Source organism: Mucilaginibacter sp. P1_D10 (assembly GCF_056406215.1).
In genome coordinates this window covers 1-19,906 of the sequence record NZ_JBFUAP010000018.1, presented here as the reverse complement: position 1 = coordinate 19,906, position 19,906 = coordinate 1, and the positions used below count along the sequence as shown (strand labels likewise).

Sequence of the window (19,906 nt, the reverse complement as noted above, 5' to 3'; positions counted from 1 at the left end):
ATTGGAGGCTGCAAAAATAGGAATTCAACCGTAATTTGCAAAGCTTTTTTAAAATTACAATCGCCTTACCTTAATTATTTAGAACAATTCTACTTAATGGGTAAATTTGTACATCATGGCAGAGCAACTGGTTGAATTGAACGTTACGGGCATGCATTGCAATAACTGCGCAATGAGCATCCATAAGTTATTGGAAAAGAAAGGACTGGATAATATCCTGGTGAGCTTTGCTTCCGAAGAAGTAAAATTTTCAACTACCGACCAGTCCGTAGTCCCGGAAATTATCACAGATATCGAAAACCTGGGTTTCCATGTTGTTGACGATATTGCTACCCATAAAACGCCTTTTTACGATAAGGTAGAGAATAAATTCATCTTCTGCGCCGCGTTTACCACCCCGCTCCTGCTGCATATGGTACTGCCATGGCATTTTCTGCACCACCCTATGGTGCAATTATTGCTTTGCCTGCCCGTGTTTTTGGTGGGTTGCCTGCATTTCGGTAAAAGCGCGTACAGCTCTGTAAAAGGCGGCGTGCCCAATATGGATGTGCTGATTTTCATCGGTTCGTCGTCTGCGTTTATATACAGCCTGGTGGGCACTATACAAAACCTGGGCGAGCAATACCTTTTTTACGAAACCTGTGCTACCATCATCACCTTAGTGCTACTGGGCAATGTGCTGGAGAAGCGTAGTGTAAATCAAACCACATCGGCGGTAAAAGACCTGATGAAATTTCAGCAGGTGAACGCTAACCGTGTAATTAAGGATGGCATTGAAGTAATAAGCGCCAAAGATGTAGTAAGCGGCGATATCCTGTTGGTGAACGAGGGCGGGCAGGTACCTGTAGACGGCGAAGTACTATCGGGCGAGGCATCTATAAACGAGGCCATGATTACCGGCGAGAGCATCCCGGTACAGAAAAAGAAATACGATATGGTTATAGGCGGCACCATAGTGCAGGAGGGCAATATCAAAATAATGGCCACCAAAGTTGGCAGCAACAGCACTCTCGCCCAAATCATCGATCTGATGAAGAAGGCACAGGCAGCCAAGCCGCCGGTACAAAAACTGGGCGATAAGGTGGCAGCGATATTTGTGCCGGTTGTGATACTGATTGCACTTATCACCTTTGTGGTAACCTATTTTGCTACCGATGCCGGCCTGCAGCGCAGCATGATGCATGCCATAGCTGTGCTGGTAATCTCTTGCCCCTGCGCCATGGGCCTGGCCACCCCTACTGCCGTAATGGTTGGTTTGGGCCGCGCCGCAAAGAATGGTATCTTGATTAAAGGCGGCGACACCATCGAAGCCGTTGCCAATACAAAATATGTAATATTTGATAAAACCGGCACGCTTACCACCGGGAAATTCGGAATAAAAGATATTAAAGCAGCGCCCGGACACGATATAGAAAGCATCCGCGGGGCCATCGCTGCTATTGAGGAGCGTTCTAACCACCCTATTGCTAAATCCCTGGTAAAAGGCCTTAGTGGCTTATCCAAACAAAAGGTGATACTGAAATCTGCCGTCGAAGAAAAGGGCCTGGGCATGCGTGCCGAAGACGTGGAAGGCAATAACTATTTCCTGGGCACCGCAAAGCTAAGCACCGATAACGACTACAACCTTTCACTGTATAAAAACCACGTACTGGTGGCTCAAATAGCCATTGAAGATACCATAAAGCCCGATGCCGCAGGTTTGATAGCTGCACTGATAAAAGCGGGCATAAAGCCGGTGCTATTAAGCGGCGATAAGTCCAGCCGCTGCGCATCTGTAGCCAAAACATTAGGTATTACAGATGTGCACGCTGAGAAGCTGCCAGAAGAGAAACTGAGCGTGGTGGATATTTACCGAAAAAAAGGCAAAACCATTATGTTAGGCGATGGCATAAACGATGCCCCTGCCCTTACCCAGGCCGATGTAGGCGTATCTATGAACGATGCCAGCCATATAGCTATCCAATCTGCCAAAGTCATCCTGCTGAATACCGATCTGCAATCCGTAGTGAAATTTCTACAGATAAGCAGGCACACCTTGCTCACCATCAAACAAAACCTCTTCTGGGCATTCGCCTACAACGTTATTGCTATACCTGTTGCTGCTTTAGGCTTTTTAAACCCAATGGTTGGCGCTTTGACAATGGCTTTTAGCGATGTGATTGTGATTGGTAATTCTTTAAGGTTGAAGGTTAAGAAACTGCATTAACGGCTACCGCATATTCATTAATTGAACGCACAGTGGTATCAAGGCCAGCGATACCGCAACAAAAATACCTACACGCAGATAATTAAGGTGCTTCCAGCGTTGCATGCGGGATAAAAGGTTGTCGCCTTGTGGAGCCTCGCCTTTTGCGATCTTCTGAAATTCGATAATATTTGGCGCAAAATAGCCTATCGTCCATACCCGCACGGCAAAATGGATCATGAACAATATCAATAACGCATTCCTGATCCCACCTATCTGCCAGCAAAAACCGATGGCTGCAATAAAGGTAACTTCGTGCAGAGAGTGCGTCACAATCCAAAAGGTTTTCAAGTCTGCTGCATACTTGCCTTTAAAAATTTGGAGCGACTCGGGCGGACTGGCAGTCCATTTGGGTACCAGTACCATCGTTTCAAACAACTGGGCACCATTCATTAAAAAATAGAAGAGCGTGGTGGTAAACAGCCAAATTTCGGCGTGGGTAACGTAATCTGAGGATAGCGTTTGCATCAATTTAAATTTTATTTTGGTTATGGCCTTGCGTAAAACCATTCATCACCTCCATGGCGGCGCGCAAGTATTGCTCGATGAGTTGTTGTTGTTCTACCGTGTAGGAAGCTACTAATTCAACCATTCGGCTTTGCAATAATGCAGAGGTTGGGGCGAGGAGTTTGGCGGCATTATCCAGATGGGGCACCACCACAATTTTGCGGCGGTCGTGCTCGTCGAATGCGCGCTTTACCAATTGCTTTTGTTCCAACCGGTCAATAACGCCAGTTACCGCGCCGGTAGTTAAGCCGGTGCGTTTTGCCAGTTCGCCCGCCGTCATGGCACCATATTGCATCAATAAACCGAGGTATTTATGGTCGGTACCGGTTAAGCCCGCCCGCCTGGCAATAGCCTCGTGCATTAATATTGTTGCATCAGAAAACTGCCTGCCCAGTTCACTTATTCGTTTGATTTGGCTGTCGGATAGTTTCATAATTAATCTTATGCAATAAGTATCTTAGTTACAAAGATAATATTTCTATTGAATATCAAACAGAGAAATTGTCCACCTTCCGCGCTTTGCCGGATTTTGTTACTTTTGTTCCCCGCTAACCAGCGGGGGACGATGGCTTATGATAGAAATTTACACAGACGGTTCATCGAGCGGTAACCCGGGGCCGGGCGGTTACGGGGTAATATTGCGCTCGGGGCAGCATTACAAAGAGTTATCGGGCGGATTCCGCAAAACTACCAATAACCGCATGGAACTGCTTGCCGTTATCACAGGATTGGAAGCCATCAAGACACCTAACCAGCAGGTTACCATCTATTCCGACAGTAAATACGTTATCGATTCTATCGAAAAACGCTGGCTGCAAGGCTGGGTTGCCAAAGGTTTCGCAGGCAAAAAGAACAAGGACTTATGGCTGAGGTACCTCGCCATCAGCAAAATGCACCAGATAAAATTCGTGTGGGTACGCGGCCATAACGGCCACCCGGAAAACGAACGCTGCGACGTATTAGCCGTAACTGCCGGTAAACAAAAAGATTTATTGATAGATTCTGTCTTCGAGGCAGAGGCAAGTAGTTCATAGGTGATAGTTCATGGTAGCTTCACTTTTGGGCAAAACTTCTCCTGCTATGAACTATCATCCATGAACAATGAACTAAAACAACTCAATCACATCCAGGCCATGTATCTTATCATCGGTGATGCTAAATCGCAACAGCGTACGCACCTTTTGCCAGCCTTGTTTGCCTGCAGCGCCGGGGTTTAGGTGCAGGCAGCTTATTTTTTTGTCGTAAATAACTTTGAGGATATGCGAGTGCCCGCTGATGAACAGCATGGGTGGGTTTAGGTAGATATCTTTGCGCACGGCAGGGCTGTACTTATCCGGGTAACCGCCTATGTGGGTCATCCATACATCAACCTCCTCGCATTTAAAGCGGAGGTGCTCGGGATATACCTGGCGGATATCCGCCGCATCTATATTGCCGAAAACGCCCTTCAGTGGTTTGAAGGCCGCAAGTTTACCGGCGAGTTCCAGCGTGCCGAAATCTCCCGCGTGCCATATCTCGTCGCAGGCATCAAAATGCTTGAATACGGCATCGTCTAAAAAACTGTGTGTATCTGATATAAGGCCTATACGGGTCATACGCTAAACATTGCCCCAGCCGTGTGCCAGTACATCGGCTATATGGATGGTTTTGATGGGCAGATTGTTCATATCTATATAGCCCTGTAGTTGTAGCAGGCAGGAGGCATCGGTAGAGATGATGTAATCGGCATTTGCCTCTAAGGCGTTATCAACCTTCTGTTGTGCCATGGCGGCAGATATGGCATCGAACTTCACCGCAAAGGTACCGCCGAAGCCACAACAGGTTTCGCCGTCTTTCAAATCAACCAGTTCCAGGCCATGTACCTGGGCCAGCAATTGGCGGGGTTCGCCCTTTATTTTGCATTCGCGTAAACCAGCGCAACTATCGTGATAAACGGCGCGGCCCTCCAATTCGGCGCCGAAGTAATCTACCTGCAATATGTTCACCAGAAAATCGCTGAGTTCGTAGATATTGCTTTGGATATTACGGCATTTGTTGTGCGAGGTAGTATTGGTAAAAAGGTCGTTATAATAGTTGCGCACCATTCCCGTGCAGGATGCAGATGGCGATACGATAACGCTGTCTTCGCGGAAATCATTCAGAAATTTACTGCCTATGGCTTTGGCATCGTCCCAAAAACCGGCGTTGAAGGCGGGTTGCCCGCAACAGGTTTGCTCCGGATTATAGCTAACCACGCAACCTGCTTTCTCCAGTACCTTTACGGTATTAAAGGCTGTTTCGGGGTACAACTGATCTATAAAACAAGGAATAAACAGCTCAACATTCATCGGCACATAGTTAGAGTGCGCTAAATTCCGAATTTTCCCTGAACTTTCTTCTCCGTGCCGAGCAAAGAAAACAAAAACAACAAACCGACAACGAAAAAGCCGCATAACGCCAGGGTTGAATTGCGCATACTTCCGGTGAGCTCCTGTATATAGCCGAAGCTGAACAGCCCTGCCACGATGGCCAGTTTCTCGGTAACATCGTAAAAGCTAAAAAAGGAAGCCGTATCGGGGATATCCTGCGGCAGGTATTTAGAATACGTAGAGCGCGAAAGCGATTGTATGCCGCCCATTACCAAACCAACTACAACGGCGATAATGTAGAATTCGGTCTTGGTTTTAGTAAAATATGCGGCAATGCACACCCCTATCCATATAAATACCACGAAAATCAATACCCTTATGTTGCCGTATTTATCAGACAAGCGCGACATAACCGTAGCGCCGGCAATGGCGATTACTTGTATGATGAGAATAATCTTTATCAACTCGGGCGTATCCATATGCAACTCCTGTGCCGCAAATGCCGTGGCCACCAGCATAATGGTTTGTACACCCATGGAGTAAAAAAAGAATGCCGGCAGATAACCTTTCAACATCGGCATGCCTTTTATCTTATTCCATACTTTGCCAAGCTCAATAAAGCCGCCTTTGATAATATTGTACTGGCTGCCCTGCGCGTTGGGGCTGCCTTTTGGCAACACTTTAAATGGTATCATCGCAAAGCCTATCCACCAGATGCCCACCATTAAAAACGATAGCCGCGCCGCGCTACCTTCTGTCATGCCAAACTTATCCGGCATCAGCACGAATACGAAACAAATCAGCTGCAGCAACACACTGCCCACGTAGCCGTAGGTAAAACCTTTGGCACTCACCTTGTCCTGCATATCCAGGGTGGCAATTTCGGGCAGGTAAGAGTTGTAGAACACGAAACCGCCGCTATAACCTATGGCGGCTACCGCAAAGCAAATGATGCCCGTTTCCAGATGTGCCACTTTATCAAAAAAGTAAAGGCCACAGCATGCCAGCGACCCCATCAGCGTAAAAAACTGCATGAATACTTTCTTGCTCCCCTTATAATCGGCAATAGAAGTGAGGATGGGCAGCAGCAGCACCATGATGAGGTACGCGAACGACAGGGAATAAACCTGCAAGGCGGTATTGATGAAAGTGTGACCAAAGAAGGTTACCCGGTTGCCATTGGCCGCATTTTTGGTAATAGCCACATAATACGAGGGGAATATGGTGGTGGTGATAACCAGGTTGTAGGCAGAGTTTGCCCAATCGAACATGGCCCAGGCCCGGATAGTTTTCTTATTGTTTTTTTCTTGCATTGCGTTTTAAAAGTATGCAAAATAATCAAAGTAAAGCATCAACCCAAAGCAAATTCTACGGCAGCGGCAGAGTGTATAGCCGCAGTATCGAACAGCATCATGTCGGTATCGGCAGGCTGTATCAGAAGGGGGATTTCGGTGCAGCCCAAAATCACGCCTTCGGCACCTTGCTGCTTTAGTTTATCGATGATTTGCAAATACGCGGTCTTGGTTTCTGGCTTAAAGATGCCTTTACCCATCTCGCGCAATAAGGTTTCGTGGATAAAATCGCGGTCGGCTTTGTCGGGCGTAAGGGCCGTTATGCCGGCTTTATTTAGCTTATCTGAAAAGAAATGATGCTCCATAGTGAACCGCGTGCCCAGAAGGGCAATAGTTTTGAAGCCCCGCTTTTTGATGACCGCAGCGGCAGCTTCGGCAATGTGGATGAATGGCAGGCCTATCTGTTGCTGCGCCTCTGCCGCTACCAGGTGGGTGGTATTACCGCACAATACGATTGCCTCAGCGCCGCTGTTCTTAAGCCCCGTGCCTGCATCTACGATCATTTTCAATATGGCCTCCCAGTTGCTGGTATCGAGGTTTTTTACGATGTCGGCATAGTTGAAAGAATGCAGCAGCAGGCGGGCAGCATTTACGCCGCCAAGCTTGTCATTGATACCCTGGTTGATGAAGCGATAATAATCGATAGTTGATACCCAACTGGTACCACCGATAAGGCCTAAAGTTTTCATGAAAGTAAATGTAGCATAAAACAAAATTACAAGCCTTCGTGTTAAAGTATTTTTTGTTTATTCGTGTTCGCCTGATTGGAGAATAATATCCGTAAGTGCGCCATTATTCATACCATGAAAAATATCCTCAAAATCGCCGTTTTATCTTTTTTGGTTTTTGGCGGCTACGCCAACCGCTGCAAAGCCCAATCTGCCCCGGCCATCGATAAAAATACCTATTGCAACATAGACAATGCCGCAGCCCTTAAACTTGTAGGTAAGCACGCCAAAATAAGTGCCGAGGGCGGCGTTTACTCCACCCTGAATGATAGCGAAAGCTTGAAATGGCCCTCTACAGAAATGAAGGCACTAAGCGGCCGCAGCGGATGGAAGAAATACAAACCCGCCAAAGGAGATGCCGGCACCATTGTGCATGTGTTCATCGATAATGGAAGTACCGCCAAATACATATACCTATTACAGGTAAAAGGCGTTTATGTGCCCGTGGCGTGTGGGTATATGGCATTGACGGAGTAACTTGGGGTCTCCCTAAAACAACCCCAAAAACTTCTTCTTTTTCTTCTTTTTTGGTTTTTCCTGCTGGACGGTTACCGAATCGCCCCTTCGTTTAGCAGCCGCCGTAGCCGCCCTGGCTTTCAGCACCGAATCGGCCCGTAAACGCGCCTTTGCCTTTTTCACGCTATCGAAATTATACGAATTGATAAATAATACAGATCTGTAGGGTTTTACAGTAGTATTGGCAGCAATGACGTCATACGGTTTTTCGGATGTGCTTTTACTGAGCGCCGACCAGGCGAACAGGCCCATAAACAACAAGGCTAAAAACACCAACCCGCCAAATACCGACTTTTGCAGATGCACAACGCCTCCATCTATCTTCAGGATGCCTATTTTATCGGGATCGCTACGCTCTTGTAACTGTGTTTGCAGTTTTTCGTTTTCGTTCAAAAGCGTTGCCGGGCCTACCGAGTTAAGGTCGCCACCGGTTGCAAGGCTCCCGCTAATAATGGCGTTATGCAATTCGTTTCCGTCGGCAAAGCGGCTCTCAGGAGATTTTTGCAGGCATCTGTCAATCAAATTCAGCAGCCAGGCAGGCACTTGCATTTCCTGTGCTTTTTTATCGGCATCCCATGCATCGGGCAGGTTGGCTTTACGCAGTTTCATGGCATCAGGCACGGGTGCTTCGGAGTGGCTGAGCATTACGTTATTGCGCCCGGTATCGCCATTGCCCTGTAGCGGAAACGGTACCTGCCCAGCGAGCAGTTCGTAAAGGATAACGCCATAGCTGTAAACATCGGTCTGCATTAGCATCCTGCCCTCGTGCTGCTCGGGTGCCATAAATTCTATGGCTCCGGCGTTACGTATGCTGCTGCGTCGCTGCTCCTCGCTCATGATGGCCAGGCCGAAATCAAGCAACACATAATTGCCGGTATGTATGTTATATTTTACGTTATTGCTTTTAATATCGCCATGCTTTACGCCCACGGTATGGCAATGGGCCAATGCGCAGGCCAGCTGGTCGGCAACTTTCAACAGTTCCTTCAAGCTGAAAATCTTTTCGTGCGGGGGCTGCAGCAGTTCGTTCAGGTCGGGGCCCTCTATGTATTCCATCTCGATGAAGGGGAACGAGCCACTCTCAGCAATACCGAAGCTGAGTATCTTTACCACATTGGGGTTAGGTATCTCGTTTACCTTTTGCAGCTTGGCTACCTCGTTTTGGAAATTGCGGTAGTTTTTATCGTCGCCGTTTTCGGCGTAAACAGGCGTAGGTATCAGTTTTACGGCCGAGTAGATTAGGCCCGTACGCCGACCTTTGTACACCGATCCCTGCCCCCCGCTGCGCAGCGCACCCAGGTTCTCCAACCCCTCTGCTATGGTAAAAACTTTGCTCATTTATTTACTTAATGGCTTATAGCTGAATTCCAGCACGGCCGATTCACCTAAAATTACCTGGTCGCCCTCCTCCAGCGGATGGCCGATGGTAGTAGAATGCAGTTTGATTACGTTCTCGCTCTTTTCAGAGCGTATCTTCACTTTATTGCGCGGTGGCACGCCACCTTCATCGGCATACAGCACAAACCGCTGGCTCTCCACGTTCCAGCCAATGTGGGCGTGCTGGCGGCTTACGTATTTATTGGCAGCATCGCCACTTTCTGATGGGAAAGCAATATGGTTTGTGCGGAAAAAGCCGTCGTCGCCCTGGGCTTTTTTATCGCGGCCGATGTTTAGCTTTTCGTTGCCCGATGCAAGGGTATATTCTTTTTCCTCCGTTTCGCCATTCAATACCCGCAGGTATGCGGTAGCGGTTTGCTTGATGAAGTGTTTATTGGTTTTGATGAAGAATGCCGCATCAAGCCCCGGGAGCCGGGCAGCTTCTTCGGGCACCTCTGCATCGAAAACCACGTCGAGTGTCCATCTATCGGGCAGACCAAGGTCAAAATCATCGGCTATCTTCTGCACTTCATCCTTAAACAATTCGAGTTGTTCGGCATACACTGCTGCCTCGTACATGTGCCTGTCGGTGGCTTCGCAGTTGAGGAATAAGCTGAGCCCTTTAATATGGCTACCCTCTCCCCCCTCGGCTTTCTGAAGTTCTTGTTTGATGAATTGCAACAAAGCATGGCGCAGGCCCTTTACGTCATCAGGGCGGCCTTTTGCATCGCTATTGAACAAATTAAATATCATGTTATTACCCGTATAATTTTATGTGCGATGAACATTGCCGTTTTTTTATCCAACCCCCGCACTATTCGTTTGTTTGCGTAACGATGTTTTTAATGTAGCCCTTTTTCAACAAAAAGGGTATTACGTGTTTCCCGGCCAGTTTAACCGCATCTGAGGAGCCCTTTGTAGATTCTATCCGTACGCAAACTACGATATTACCAGTACCCTTTTGCTTAGGCGCGAAGAATACGTACCACCCATCGTTTATTTGCTGCTTTTTCCAAATACGCTCGGGCGTACCTGTTTTACCTGCAACAGTTAAGCCCAGCGTATATGCCTTAGGCGCGCTCTGCTCTATCATATATTGCCTCAATAACTGTGCATACTTAACATCTTTCACCAGCTCAATTCCCCGCTTAACGGTAGTTGCCGAATCGCTGAACTTAAGCACATACCTGTTATTAGGCATAATGCCACCGTTGGCTATACCCGCCGCCAATCGCGCTACGGCTGCCGGCGTGGCAATCAGCTCGCCCTGGCCCCAGGCCATACCCGATATACCTTTGGCACGTGTGCGCCTGATGTTGTTAGGATCGTACCGGGGTTTGGTGTTGAACTCGGTTTTGCGCCAAAACGCCCGCCATTTATCTTCCTGTACCGGGTTTAACTGCTGGCGACCGTAATAATAACCCCCGACGCCATGCAAAAACATACCTGTTTTAAGGTACAGCGTAGCCATTTCTTCCTCCAGGTGTTCCTGGTTGGCCAGTTTGATGAAGTACACGTTGTTCGATTTTACCACGGCGCGTTCCAGGCTTATCAGTCCGGTTTCATCCGGTTCGATGCCCTTGGTGCGGATACGCTCAAAATCGCTCACCTGAAATTTCTTGTCTGCTGCCGCAAGCCCCAATTTATTGAAGGACGCCAGCGAAGTAATAAGCTTAGCGGTAGAACCCGGTTGCGAGGCGTAGGTGAAGCCGAGGTCGGTAGTGGTCATCCAGTTGCTTAGTTGGTTTTGGTCAGCCAGGCTCATCGTCAACCTTTCCCAATCGTGCACAGGCGGCAGCGGGTAAACCGATGAGGCCAACACGTCGCCGGTATTTGATTCCATCACTACTACCGATACGCGGTTATCCAGCAGTGAGGTATCTGTTTCCATCGACCGTTGTATGCTGGTTTGCAGGCCTGCGTCCAATGTGAGTTGCACATCGCGGTTGCGGTGCTTGAATGAATCTACCGCCATGCTATTAATGCCTGCCAACAGCATGTGCGACAGCGCACTATAATCTTTCTTCACCACCGTCATCTCTTTTACGCCGCGCGGCAAAAAGCGATCTTCGCGGTAACGGTTGGCGGTAACGTTATAGTTGGTTGTGGGCAGTTTAAAGCCTCGCAGCTCGGCAGCATGTTCATATTCGGCAAAGTAGCCGTTGCTACCGCCGGTAAATACGCCTGAGTTTTCGTCGCCCGTCCAGAAGAACATCTGCTCCTCGAAGGGGTAATACCTGTCGAGCCGTTTATGCATCGCCGAATCGATATTGTAACCGCCTACGCCGGCATCGGCAAGTTTGGTCATCTGTTTCTTCACCATCTCGGGCTTGCTGGTTGCCAGCAGGATGCCGTCGCGGTCGTATATCGAACCCGCCTGCAGCCTGTTCATCAATATGGCAATGCGGGGGTTGTAGCTGAACATGCGCGCGCCGCTTTTATCGGCCACCAGGGCCGGCTGCACTACCCATTTTTTATTATCGAACAGGTAACGCGATACGCTTACGGTAAGCAAGGTAACGCCCATAACGGCGGCAATTAAGGCCGGTACCAGGTTTTTATCCTGTTGATTAGAGATGTATTTCATTTGCACCGGCGTGCCCCTCACCTGCGAGGCAGAGAGCAAAAAGCCCGATGCCAGCAAATTGGCCACCAGCGATGAGCCACCATAGCTTTGGAATGGCAGCGACACCCCCGATAAAGGCAAGGCGCCTATAGAGCCGCCCGCGATAAGCAGGAATTGCACGAAAGTAGATATCCCTACCCCGGCGCATAGGTAAAACAGGAAAGGCGTGCCCGTTCGCCGCCCAATGATGATGGAGCGATGGAGGAACAAAAGGAACAGCACGAATATGCAGGTGATGCCCGTCCACCCGAATTCCTCGCCCATGGAGGGGAGTATCATATCGGTATGGGCCTCGGGGATGGTTTTGGCGAAACCCTCGCCTACTCCCTGACCGGATACCCCACCGCTGCTCATGGCCCAAAGGCCGTTGGCTACCTGGTCGCCTCCGTACACTTCGTTGTTCCAGGGGTCTTGCCAAATGGCTTTCCTATCAACCAAACGCTGCACCGGGCCGGGGAACAGCTTGCCTAAATATGGTATCTGATCTATAGTGAGGAAGGCCGCCATAATTACCAGCACCATAATGGCTGATTCGCTGAGTTTGCGGCGTTGGAAAAGCATCAGCAAGGCAACTATTACGGCAGTGGCCAAAGCCGATAACCAAACGTTCTTTAACACCCAGGAACAGAGCACGTAGATAACTACCGCAATGGCCATGAACATAAAATCGCCCCGCGAGAAAGAAAACAAAGCAATAAAGGTGAAGCACACCACCATGGCTGGCCCCAAATCTCCCAATAATAAAAACAACAGCAGTGTAAACAAGATTGCTATTAAGGCAAATGCGAAGAACGACCAACGCTTGGTCCAACTGGTGTATTCACTGATGAGTTTCTCGTTCGCCGCAAAAAAACCGGCGAGGAAAAGGATGATGAGATATTTCACAATTTCGCTGGGCTGGAAACCGAAAAGGTTAACCTTTACCCCGCTCCCCTCGGGCCCGGTGCCGAATTTAATGGTCATGGCAAGCAAGCCGGCAGCAATAACCACCCAGGGCCAGCCGTTTGCGGCACGAGCGTTATTTTTAAAGAAGACGAGCCTGTAAAACCAGGAATCGGCGGTGAAGCGCCGCATCTTTATGAACAGCATTACCAGCATGGCTAAGATGCCGATGCCGAGGTAAAACAGCGAATCTCGGGCCAGGAAACGGTCGCGCAGCGGATCTTGCAAACTTAAAAGGGTAACAAACGATAAACCCGTCAATATCATCACTACCGGCAGGATAATCTGGTCGGCCATGGGGAAACGCCAGGACAAAAACAGGTGCACAAAGAGGAATGCGCCCAGGAAACTACCTGCAATTATCCAGAACGAGCTGTTGAACTCGGCCGGCGTGCGCACGATGAATGATTTTTCTTTTTTGAGGATGTTGAAATCGCGCGTAGAAAGCAGCTTGACCGTATGTGGCGCCTGGCTAAAGTTGAACACGGCATCCTCATCCAAATCCTCCGTACCCTGCGATGTACCAAACTGGTAACCCGGCTGTAAGGGTAACACCCTGAAAGCTTTATTATCGGGCAGGTTTTTGAAATGGTACCGGCCGGCCGCATCCGTACGGGCGTAAGCCGTTAGCTCCTGAAGTTTTGGTTTACCCGCGCTATCGGCGTAAAAGTTTTTTTTGTAACCATCGCCGGTTTCAGTCCTGGCTTTCACTTCGTCGGTTTCTTCGTCGCTGTAGAGGCTATCTTGCGGCAAAATCATATCCAGCCTCACCAATACGCCCGGTACGCCTTCGCCTTTAGCGGCAATTAACCCACTGATGCTGTAATGGCCGGCCGCGATATCCGTTTCAACGGGGAGTTTCATTTGGGCAGTGCGTTCGCTCAAGAATAAAGATGAATCTGCACCGGTATAGCCCAGCAGCGAACGCGATGCCGCAACCCTGCTCTTGAACGACTCGCCACCGTTTTGGAAAGCATCATCGGCAACGATGTAGTATTTCTTTTTATTCAGCTCGCCTATGTTATCAATTTTTACGCCGGTACCTATGTTGTTGCCAACGGTGGCGGTTATAAGGGCGATATCGCGCTTATCATCAAAATAATAGCCTTTTGTGAGCAGTTGATGTATCTCGCCTGCCGGGTCCTTATCGCTCAGGTTTACCATGGTGCCATCGGCAAGGCGCTTTTCCACATCGGCAAAGCGCGTTTGCAAAACCGTGTAAAGCCTGTAAAACAATACCGAAAACAGTATAGCTACCAGTAGCAGGAACACCCGCTCTTTGGCTCTACCAGGGATGGTTGCCTGCTGTTTATCGTTTTCCATTTGGTGTTGTTGTGGATTTACTAGCCGAATCGGCGTATAATATGGTTAGCGGGAAGCCCTCATTGATGGGCTTGGCCGCGGGTAGTGTGAAGCTGCGTACAATGGGCTGCCCGCAGTTTAGGAATTGTACATTCTTGAGGCGGAGGTCGGTATTATATGTGCTGATGCCCACCACGAAACCCTGTAGTTTAAGGTTCTCCAGCCCTATAGATTTTGCACCCTTGAACGCAGCGAAAGCAGGCCCTTTATAGACCGTATCGCATAGCAATGTAATATTACCCTTTGCCCTGATGTACAGCCTGGGCTTGCTGATATCCAGCGTATCACTAATGATGATGGGCTGTTTGAACAAGCTATCGATAAGCGTCACCGTATCGCCTTTTGCCATATTGATGGCATTCTGCAAAGCTATCTCCTGCAGGTTGCGCGGCGCTTTCTGGCGTAAGGTGTCTGCGCCAAGGGTTTGCGATTTGGCTGCTTTATTGGCTTCCTTTTGCCATTGCATATAGCAATAGGCCGCAGCGCCTAAAGATGCCAGCAAAAGTATTGCAAGTATAGCTACGGCAAAACTGCTCTTTTTGGGGGGCATAACTTTCGATTTATCGGGGCTTATGGATGATTTTACTGCCTGGTATTCTTTCTTTGCCTCGGCGGCGGGTTCATCGTTTTTTTTTAGTTCTACGGTTGGAGCGATTGCCGTGTGCTGCTGCGAGGCTTTATCGTTTTGCACCAGCGCTACGGTAACATTATCGTGCCCACCGTTTTTATTGGCAGCGCGGATAAGGCCTGCGGCCTTATCGTGCAGGGAGGCGGATTGTGTAATGATGGCGGTTATCTCCCGTTTATCAACCATATCGGTAAGGCCATCGCTGCAGAGCAGCAGCATATCGCCCGGCAAAAATGGCGATTGCCCGGTTTCGATGAAGCTATCATCGGCATCTATATTTGTGCCAAAACCAAGGGCCTTGTTTATCTCGTTGCGTTTGGGGTGATCCATGGCTTCGCGCTCCGTCAGCCTGCCCGAATCTTCGAGAAAACCCACGAAAGAGTGGTCCTTGGATATTTTTATCAGCGAGGCATCGCGCAGCAAATACAGGCGGGTATCGCCAACGTGCGCATAGAAGAATTGGTTGTTGGCAATATCAACCAGTGCGATAGTAGCTACGCAAGCCATGCTATCCAGTTCTTTCTCTTCGAGTTTTTTGGCAGCTATGGCGTTATTGGCACGTTTAAAAGCCTCTATCATGGCGGGGATGGGCTCTCCCTGCTTGCTCTCCAGATAATCCAATATCTGTTCACGGGCAATGGCTGCCGCCACTTCGCCCCCGTTGTAACCGCCCACGCCATCTATAACGCCGGCCAATATGAGGCCGCTGCTGAGCCGTTCGGCAATAAAGGTGTCCTCGTTATTGCTGCGTACCTTGCCGGTATCCGTCAGTCCAAAAAAGTTTTCAGCCATTGTGTTTACCGGAGTTTTTAATATCAATAAAATGGGTGGCCAGCAGGCATATTACCAATACCAATAAGCCGATGGATAATATCTGCGACATGCCTTTACGATTTAAACAGGTTTAAGCCAATAATACCATTGAGCAATATGCGCGAGTTTACCGGCAATTCTACCCATTTGGGCGCGTTGATGTCGCTGGTGGGTACGGCCATTTCGTTCAGTGTGGTCATCTCGCCGAAGGAGGCCAGGTAAAATTTGCCATCCGCTTTGTTGAAACGCACTTGTAAATGCGGCGTGTTTACCCATTCGCTGGGTACCTTAAATATATTCTGCTCATCGCGCTCTTCGTCACTGCCCGATACGATGATGTCATCGTCTTTCATCAGGTATTCTACCTTTTTGCCGGCGTACTGTTTATCGGGGATGATGGTCTCGAAGCGGGCAAGGCTCTTCTTATCGGTCTTAATAGCTTCTTTCTCGCTGTACTCCAAATCCTCCTGGTAAGGTATCTCAAAATAGCCCTCGCTGTAATAAATGAAGCCCTTCAGGATATCCTGATTTACATCGAAAGTTTGGGCTATACCCGTTTGGCGGGGGATGAAGGTTACGCGCAGGTTTTCTTCTTTTTTGGCTGGCTGACTGTTATCGGGCAATAGTTTACCCATAAAGCCTTTATCTCCACGCTGATAATCGGGGTGCGATACCAGCCTGAACACCCATTTAGAACCTGATGGTTCTACCTTTTTGCCTGCCAGGCGGTATTCCTTCAGTATCTCGTAAAACCTCTTTACGGTTTCCTGTACGATGAGGCCGAACAACCCTTGCTTATTCTCTACGAATTCCTTATAATCCTCCGCATTGAAGCTGATGATGAACTCATGGTAAAACACCACGCGCTCTCCGAAGGAAAGCTCCTGTATGGATTCCCTGAATTTTTCTACGATGTAAGCGTAAACGCTATTGGGCGTAAGCGGTGGTATCTTCCCTGCAACGCCGCTGCTTTCCTTTGTCAGGAACCAATCCTGTATGCCTATACGCTGCCAAAAATTTGGTTTTGATTCCATTTGTGTTGTAAGATCCGACTATGATTACTGAACATAAAACGTGTACGGATGTTTTTTATGTGCAGGTATAATTAAATGTTTTGTGCGCTACTGTTTGGGTGTGTCTACACGTGGTGTATCCGCTGCCTCCCGTGCAGCATTCGTAGTACTATCTATAACAGCTTTCCTGATGCTATCGGTTACACGTTTGATCGAGTCCCTCTTTTGCCGCTGTTCTTTATAGTAATCGTTTGCCGGCAAATCGCCTTGCGGATTAGCCATCTGTATCGTGTCGCCCGGGTTTTTCAGCGAATCCTGCGTGGTTGTTTTAGGCAGGCGAGCGTCCTTTTTGTAAAACGCCGCATATACCGAGAAACCAACGAACAACACCAGGAGGGCCACCAAAGCATTGAAACCGAGTTTCGATACCGTTATTTTCGATTCGTTATCTGGTACTTGCGGTACACCATCCACTATCTCCTGGTCGGAGATTGCGGTTTGCAGTTCCAATACCTGTTGCTGGAGCTTTTTGTTCTCGGCCTTCAGCGCATCAATAGTGGCTTTAGATATACCCCCTATCCCGGTACCTACTGTACCAGCCGAGGCCGAAAGGCTGCCGGTCACGATTGCATCGTGTAATTCCTGCCCATCGACAAAGCGGTCTTCGGGTTTCTTTTGCAGGCATTTATTGATCAGTTTTACGAGCCAGGCCGGTACCTGCATTTCCTGCCGCATCTTTGCCTCGGGCCATTCCTCGGGCAGGTTCAGCTTACGGGCACGTATTGCATCGGGTACCTCTGCTTCCATATGGCCCAGCATTACGGCATTGCGACCGCTATCGCCCTCGCCCGTAAGCGGGAAGGGTACTTCGCCGGTCAGCAATTCATAAATAATGACCCCGTAGCTGTAAACATCGGTCTGCAACAGCATTTTGCCCTCGTGCTGCTCGGGTGCCATAAACTCCACCGCGCCGGCGTGGCGTATGCTGCTCCGGCGTTGTTCCTCGCTCATAATAGCCAGGCCAAAATCAAGCAGCACGTAATTGCCCGTGTGGATGTTGTATTTTACGTTGTTGCTTTTGATGTCGCCATGCTTTACGCCAACTTTATGGCAATGCGCCAGCGCGCAGGCCAATTGGTCGGCCACTTTGAGCAATTCTTTCAGGGCGAATATCTTTTCGTGCGGCGGGGCGAGGAGTTCGTTGAGGTCGGGGCCATCGATGTATTCCATCTCGATGTAAGGAAAAGAGCCGCTTTCGGTTACGCCAGAGCTTAATATCTTTACGATGTTGGGATTAGGTATTTCATTCACCTTCTGCAGCTTAGCCACCTCGTTCTGGAAATTGCGGTAATTCTTATCGTCGCCGCTTTCGGTGTGGATGGGGGTCGGTATCAGCTTTACTGCCGAATAGATGGTACCCGTTCGTTTGCCTTTATATACCGAGCCCTGCCCGCCGGTGCGCAAGGCACCGAGGTTTTCCAGCCCTTCTGCTATTGTAAATACTTTACTCATTTATGCTGTTAAGATTGCTGCCGCCCTATAACGACAAGCCTGCTTTGAAATTACAATAAAGCGGCTGCTTTGTTGTACGGAATGCAAAATAATGAAAAATTACTTGCCAAAATCTTCGTGTTTTTACCACAATGAGCAATTTTTTGGTCTGTTTTTACGCTTTTTTACACCTGTTTTCTTCCACCGAAAATACTTTTCCAAATAGTTGCGAAAAGATTCAAAAGTTTAAGGGCGGTTGGGTTGTGCCGATACACCTGCCAAAGCAAAATGGTGGTAAACAATAGGACGCCCAATGCGGCTAATAAAATATAAAGCACCGGTTTCGACAATATTATTTTGGCCGGATGAGCAAACGATTCGGGTGCCTGTAGTTTATCTACGGCAGTACGGATGTCGCTATCCTTTACCTTATCCCCTTGCCCATTTTCGCGCAGCAAATCGTTAAGGTGATTGTGGTGGAGTTTTACTTGTTCGTGCAGGTAGTAGGCTTTGTTTTCATCGGCCAGGGCTTCGGGCGGGCGGGCATCGAAAAGCAGTATCATTTCTGATATCAGCCTGTCTTGCAATTGGTTTTTGATGAGTTGCAGTTTCAATGCCCATTCCAGTTCGGCAGCGTTATTCGGTGTGGTAACCGGAACGGCGGSGTCGGCACGGGTTTGGTGGACGGATAAGGCTTCGTAAAGTTCCAGTGCATCGGCATATCGGTCGGCGGGTTTCTTTTGCAGGCACTTCTCTACCAGTTTCAGCAGCCAACCGGGTACCTGCAATTCGGCGGCCTTTTTCGCGTCCGACCATTCCTCCGGTAGGTTTCGTTTCCGTTTATCCAATACATCGGGCACGAGTGCTTCCATATGCTTCAGCATGATGGCGTTGCGGCTATTCTCTCCGTTTCCTGCCAGCACGAATGGCACCTCCCCCGCCAGCAATTCGTACAGGATGATGCCATAGCTGTAAATATCGCTTTGCAGCAGCATTTTGCCTTCGTACTGCTCTGGCGCCATAAACTCCACCGCACCGGCGTTGTGCATACTGCTGCGGCGTTGCTCTTCGGTCATGATGGCAAGGCCAAAATCAAGCAGTACGTAATTGCCTGTGTGAATATTGTATTTTACGTTGTTGCTTTTCAGGTCGCCATGTTTTACGCCAAGGCGATGGCAATGCGCGAGGGCGCTGGCCAGCTGATCGGCCACTTTGAGTACCTCTTTTAGAGTGAAAAGCTTTGGATGGGGCGGCAACAGTAGCTCGCTCAGATCTGGCCCATCTATAAATTCCATCTCAATGAAGGGGAACGACCCGCTTTCGGTAAGGCCAGAACTTAATATCTTTACGATGTTGGGGTTGGGAATTTCGTTTACCTTTTGCAGCTTGGCCACTTCGTTGCAGAAGTTGCGGTAATTCTTATCATCTTCGTTTTCGGCGTAGATGGGCGTTGGGATGAGCTTCACGGCCGAATAGATGGTACCCTGCCGCCTCCCCTTATAAACCGAACCCTGCCCGCCGGTACGCAAGGCACCCAGATTTTCTAAACCCTCTGCAATGGTAAATACTTTGCTCATTTATGGTGCTAATATACTGAACGGATGGAGATATAGACTATGGTGGGGAGAGAATGTAAAGTGGGGGAAAGCCTTAAATATAGCGATGGGTTTGAAACTTGAGCGTTCGAAAACATCACAAACGTCATTCCTTTTATTTTCGGAACCCACACGGCAGGTCCGAAGGACACCTATGGAGTAACCGATATGCAAAACGGCCTGGCATGGTGACCACTGTTATGATGGGGTGTTAAAACGAGTTCCATTAGACTTGCAAAGAAATTAATTAACAGATTGTTGTTGATAATTTTGGCATGTTAAAATGTGGAGAAGATAGCCGGTAGGAAATAGTCACGAGTTCTAGCCTTCGAGGCTCTATGTTGATCTAATGCCCTGGCTATC

The 19,906-nt window shown here is 48.7% G+C and carries 16 protein-coding genes; 3 read left to right on the top strand and 13 right to left on the bottom strand.

What is annotated here, in order from left to right; translation table 11 throughout:
* The first annotated feature begins 115 nt into the window (after positions 1–115).
* Positions 116–2,206, top strand: a complete 2,091-nt coding sequence (locus tag AC1DYT_RS22445; protein WP_477471755.1) for a heavy metal translocating P-type ATPase — start codon at positions 116–118, stop codon at positions 2,204–2,206.
* 3 nt (positions 2,207–2,209) lie between these two features.
* Here the strand turns inward: AC1DYT_RS22445 and AC1DYT_RS22440 are convergent, their stop codons facing one another.
* Positions 2,210–2,713, bottom strand: coding sequence for a transposase (locus AC1DYT_RS22440; RefSeq protein ID WP_477471754.1), 504 nt, complete (start codon positions 2,711–2,713; stop codon positions 2,210–2,212).
* A 4-nt stretch (positions 2,714–2,717) separates the two neighbouring features.
* Positions 2,718–3,185, bottom strand: coding sequence for a MarR family winged helix-turn-helix transcriptional regulator (locus AC1DYT_RS22435; RefSeq protein WP_477471753.1), 468 nt, complete (start codon positions 3,183–3,185; stop codon positions 2,718–2,720).
* A 139-nt stretch (positions 3,186–3,324) separates the two neighbouring features.
* Between AC1DYT_RS22435 and rnhA the strand changes: the two genes are divergently transcribed.
* Complete coding sequence (gene rnhA, locus AC1DYT_RS22430; protein WP_477471752.1) at positions 3,325–3,786, top strand: ribonuclease HI; 462 nt, start codon at positions 3,325–3,327, stop codon at positions 3,784–3,786.
* A 72-nt stretch (positions 3,787–3,858) separates the two neighbouring features.
* Here the strand turns inward: rnhA and AC1DYT_RS22425 are convergent, their stop codons facing one another.
* The 4 genes from AC1DYT_RS22425 to AC1DYT_RS22410 are packed head-to-tail and all read right to left on the bottom strand — an operon-like array spanning position 3,859 to position 7,141.
* Positions 3,859–4,347, bottom strand: a complete 489-nt coding sequence (locus AC1DYT_RS22425; protein ID WP_477471751.1) for a metallophosphoesterase family protein — start codon at positions 4,345–4,347, stop codon at positions 3,859–3,861.
* 3 nt (positions 4,348–4,350) lie between these two features.
* Positions 4,351–5,079, bottom strand: coding sequence for a (Fe-S)-binding protein (locus AC1DYT_RS22420; protein ID WP_477471750.1), 729 nt, complete (start codon positions 5,077–5,079; stop codon positions 4,351–4,353).
* Positions 5,080–5,099: 20 nt separating this feature from the next.
* Complete coding sequence (locus AC1DYT_RS22415; protein ID WP_477471749.1) at positions 5,100–6,413, bottom strand: MFS transporter; 1,314 nt, start codon at positions 6,411–6,413, stop codon at positions 5,100–5,102.
* A 38-nt stretch (positions 6,414–6,451) separates the two neighbouring features.
* The gene (locus tag AC1DYT_RS22410; protein WP_477471748.1) at positions 6,452–7,141 is read right to left on the bottom strand and encodes an aspartate/glutamate racemase family protein; all 690 of its coding nucleotides are present in this window, start codon (positions 7,139–7,141) and stop codon (positions 6,452–6,454) included.
* A 114-nt stretch (positions 7,142–7,255) separates the two neighbouring features.
* Between AC1DYT_RS22410 and AC1DYT_RS22405 the strand changes: the two genes are divergently transcribed.
* Positions 7,256–7,657: a hypothetical protein gene (locus AC1DYT_RS22405; protein WP_477471747.1), complete on the top strand. Its 402-nt coding sequence runs from the start codon at positions 7,256–7,258 to the stop codon at positions 7,655–7,657.
* A gap of 12 nt (positions 7,658–7,669) precedes the next feature.
* On the opposite strand, the gene AC1DYT_RS22400 is transcribed toward AC1DYT_RS22405, so the two are convergent.
* From AC1DYT_RS22400 to AC1DYT_RS22370, 7 genes are all read right to left on the bottom strand, one after another.
* A complete protein-coding gene (locus AC1DYT_RS22400; protein WP_477471746.1) occupies positions 7,670–9,034 on the bottom strand; it encodes a serine/threonine protein kinase in 1,365 nt (454 codons plus the stop codon).
* Positions 9,035–9,826 carry an FHA domain-containing protein gene (locus AC1DYT_RS22395; protein ID WP_477471745.1) on the bottom strand — a complete coding sequence of 264 codons (792 nt, stop codon included), beginning with the start codon at positions 9,824–9,826 and terminating at the stop codon, positions 9,035–9,037.
* Positions 9,827–9,887: 61 nt separating this feature from the next.
* Positions 9,888–13,964 (bottom strand): FtsW/RodA/SpoVE family cell cycle protein, encoded by a 4,077-nt coding sequence (locus AC1DYT_RS22390; protein WP_477471744.1) that lies wholly within the window; start codon positions 13,962–13,964, stop codon positions 9,888–9,890.
* Positions 13,951–15,423: a PP2C family protein-serine/threonine phosphatase gene (locus tag AC1DYT_RS22385; protein WP_477471743.1), complete on the bottom strand. Its 1,473-nt coding sequence runs from the start codon at positions 15,421–15,423 to the stop codon at positions 13,951–13,953. The genes AC1DYT_RS22390 and AC1DYT_RS22385 overlap by 14 nt, the downstream gene beginning before the upstream one ends.
* 95 nt (positions 15,424–15,518) lie before the next feature.
* Complete coding sequence (locus AC1DYT_RS22380) at positions 15,519–16,478, bottom strand: hypothetical protein (protein WP_477471742.1); 960 nt, start codon at positions 16,476–16,478, stop codon at positions 15,519–15,521.
* An 87-nt stretch (positions 16,479–16,565) separates the two neighbouring features.
* Positions 16,566–17,969 carry a serine/threonine protein kinase gene (locus tag AC1DYT_RS22375; RefSeq protein WP_477471741.1) on the bottom strand — a complete coding sequence of 468 codons (1,404 nt, stop codon included), beginning with the start codon at positions 17,967–17,969 and terminating at the stop codon, positions 16,566–16,568.
* A gap of 164 nt (positions 17,970–18,133) precedes the next feature.
* Positions 18,134–19,525, bottom strand: coding sequence for a serine/threonine protein kinase (locus AC1DYT_RS22370; RefSeq protein ID WP_477471740.1), 1,392 nt, complete (start codon positions 19,523–19,525; stop codon positions 18,134–18,136).
* Positions 19,526–19,906: the final 381 nt, after the last annotated feature.

Bases quoted from the DNA above. Each gene is read 5' to 3' on its own strand.
- AC1DYT_RS22445 (WP_477471755.1), top strand. From the start codon at position 116: ATGGCAGAGCAACTGGTTGAATTGAACGTTACGGGCATGCATTGCAAT.
- AC1DYT_RS22440 (WP_477471754.1), bottom strand. From the start codon at position 2,713: ATGCAAACGCTATCCTCAGATTACGTTACCCACGCCGAAATTTGGCTG.
- AC1DYT_RS22435 (WP_477471753.1), bottom strand. From the start codon at position 3,185: ATGAAACTATCCGACAGCCAAATCAAACGAATAAGTGAACTGGGCAGG.
- rnhA (WP_477471752.1), top strand. From the start codon at position 3,325: ATGATAGAAATTTACACAGACGGTTCATCGAGCGGTAACCCGGGGCCG.
- AC1DYT_RS22425 (WP_477471751.1), bottom strand. From the start codon at position 4,347: ATGACCCGTATAGGCCTTATATCAGATACACACAGTTTTTTAGACGAT.
- AC1DYT_RS22420 (WP_477471750.1), bottom strand. From the start codon at position 5,079: ATGAATGTTGAGCTGTTTATTCCTTGTTTTATAGATCAGTTGTACCCC.
- AC1DYT_RS22415 (WP_477471749.1), bottom strand. From the start codon at position 6,413: ATGCAAGAAAAAAACAATAAGAAAACTATCCGGGCCTGGGCCATGTTC.
- AC1DYT_RS22410 (WP_477471748.1), bottom strand. From the start codon at position 7,141: ATGAAAACTTTAGGCCTTATCGGTGGTACCAGTTGGGTATCAACTATC.
- AC1DYT_RS22405 (WP_477471747.1), top strand. From the start codon at position 7,256: ATGAAAAATATCCTCAAAATCGCCGTTTTATCTTTTTTGGTTTTTGGC.
- AC1DYT_RS22400 (WP_477471746.1), bottom strand. From the start codon at position 9,034: ATGAGCAAAGTTTTTACCATAGCAGAGGGGTTGGAGAACCTGGGTGCG.
- AC1DYT_RS22395 (WP_477471745.1), bottom strand. From the start codon at position 9,826: ATGATATTTAATTTGTTCAATAGCGATGCAAAAGGCCGCCCTGATGAC.
- AC1DYT_RS22390 (WP_477471744.1), bottom strand. From the start codon at position 13,964: ATGGAAAACGATAAACAGCAGGCAACCATCCCTGGTAGAGCCAAAGAG.
- AC1DYT_RS22385 (WP_477471743.1), bottom strand. From the start codon at position 15,423: ATGGCTGAAAACTTTTTTGGACTGACGGATACCGGCAAGGTACGCAGC.
- AC1DYT_RS22380 (WP_477471742.1), bottom strand. From the start codon at position 16,478: ATGGAATCAAAACCAAATTTTTGGCAGCGTATAGGCATACAGGATTGG.
- AC1DYT_RS22375 (WP_477471741.1), bottom strand. From the start codon at position 17,969: ATGAGTAAAGTATTTACAATAGCAGAAGGGCTGGAAAACCTCGGTGCC.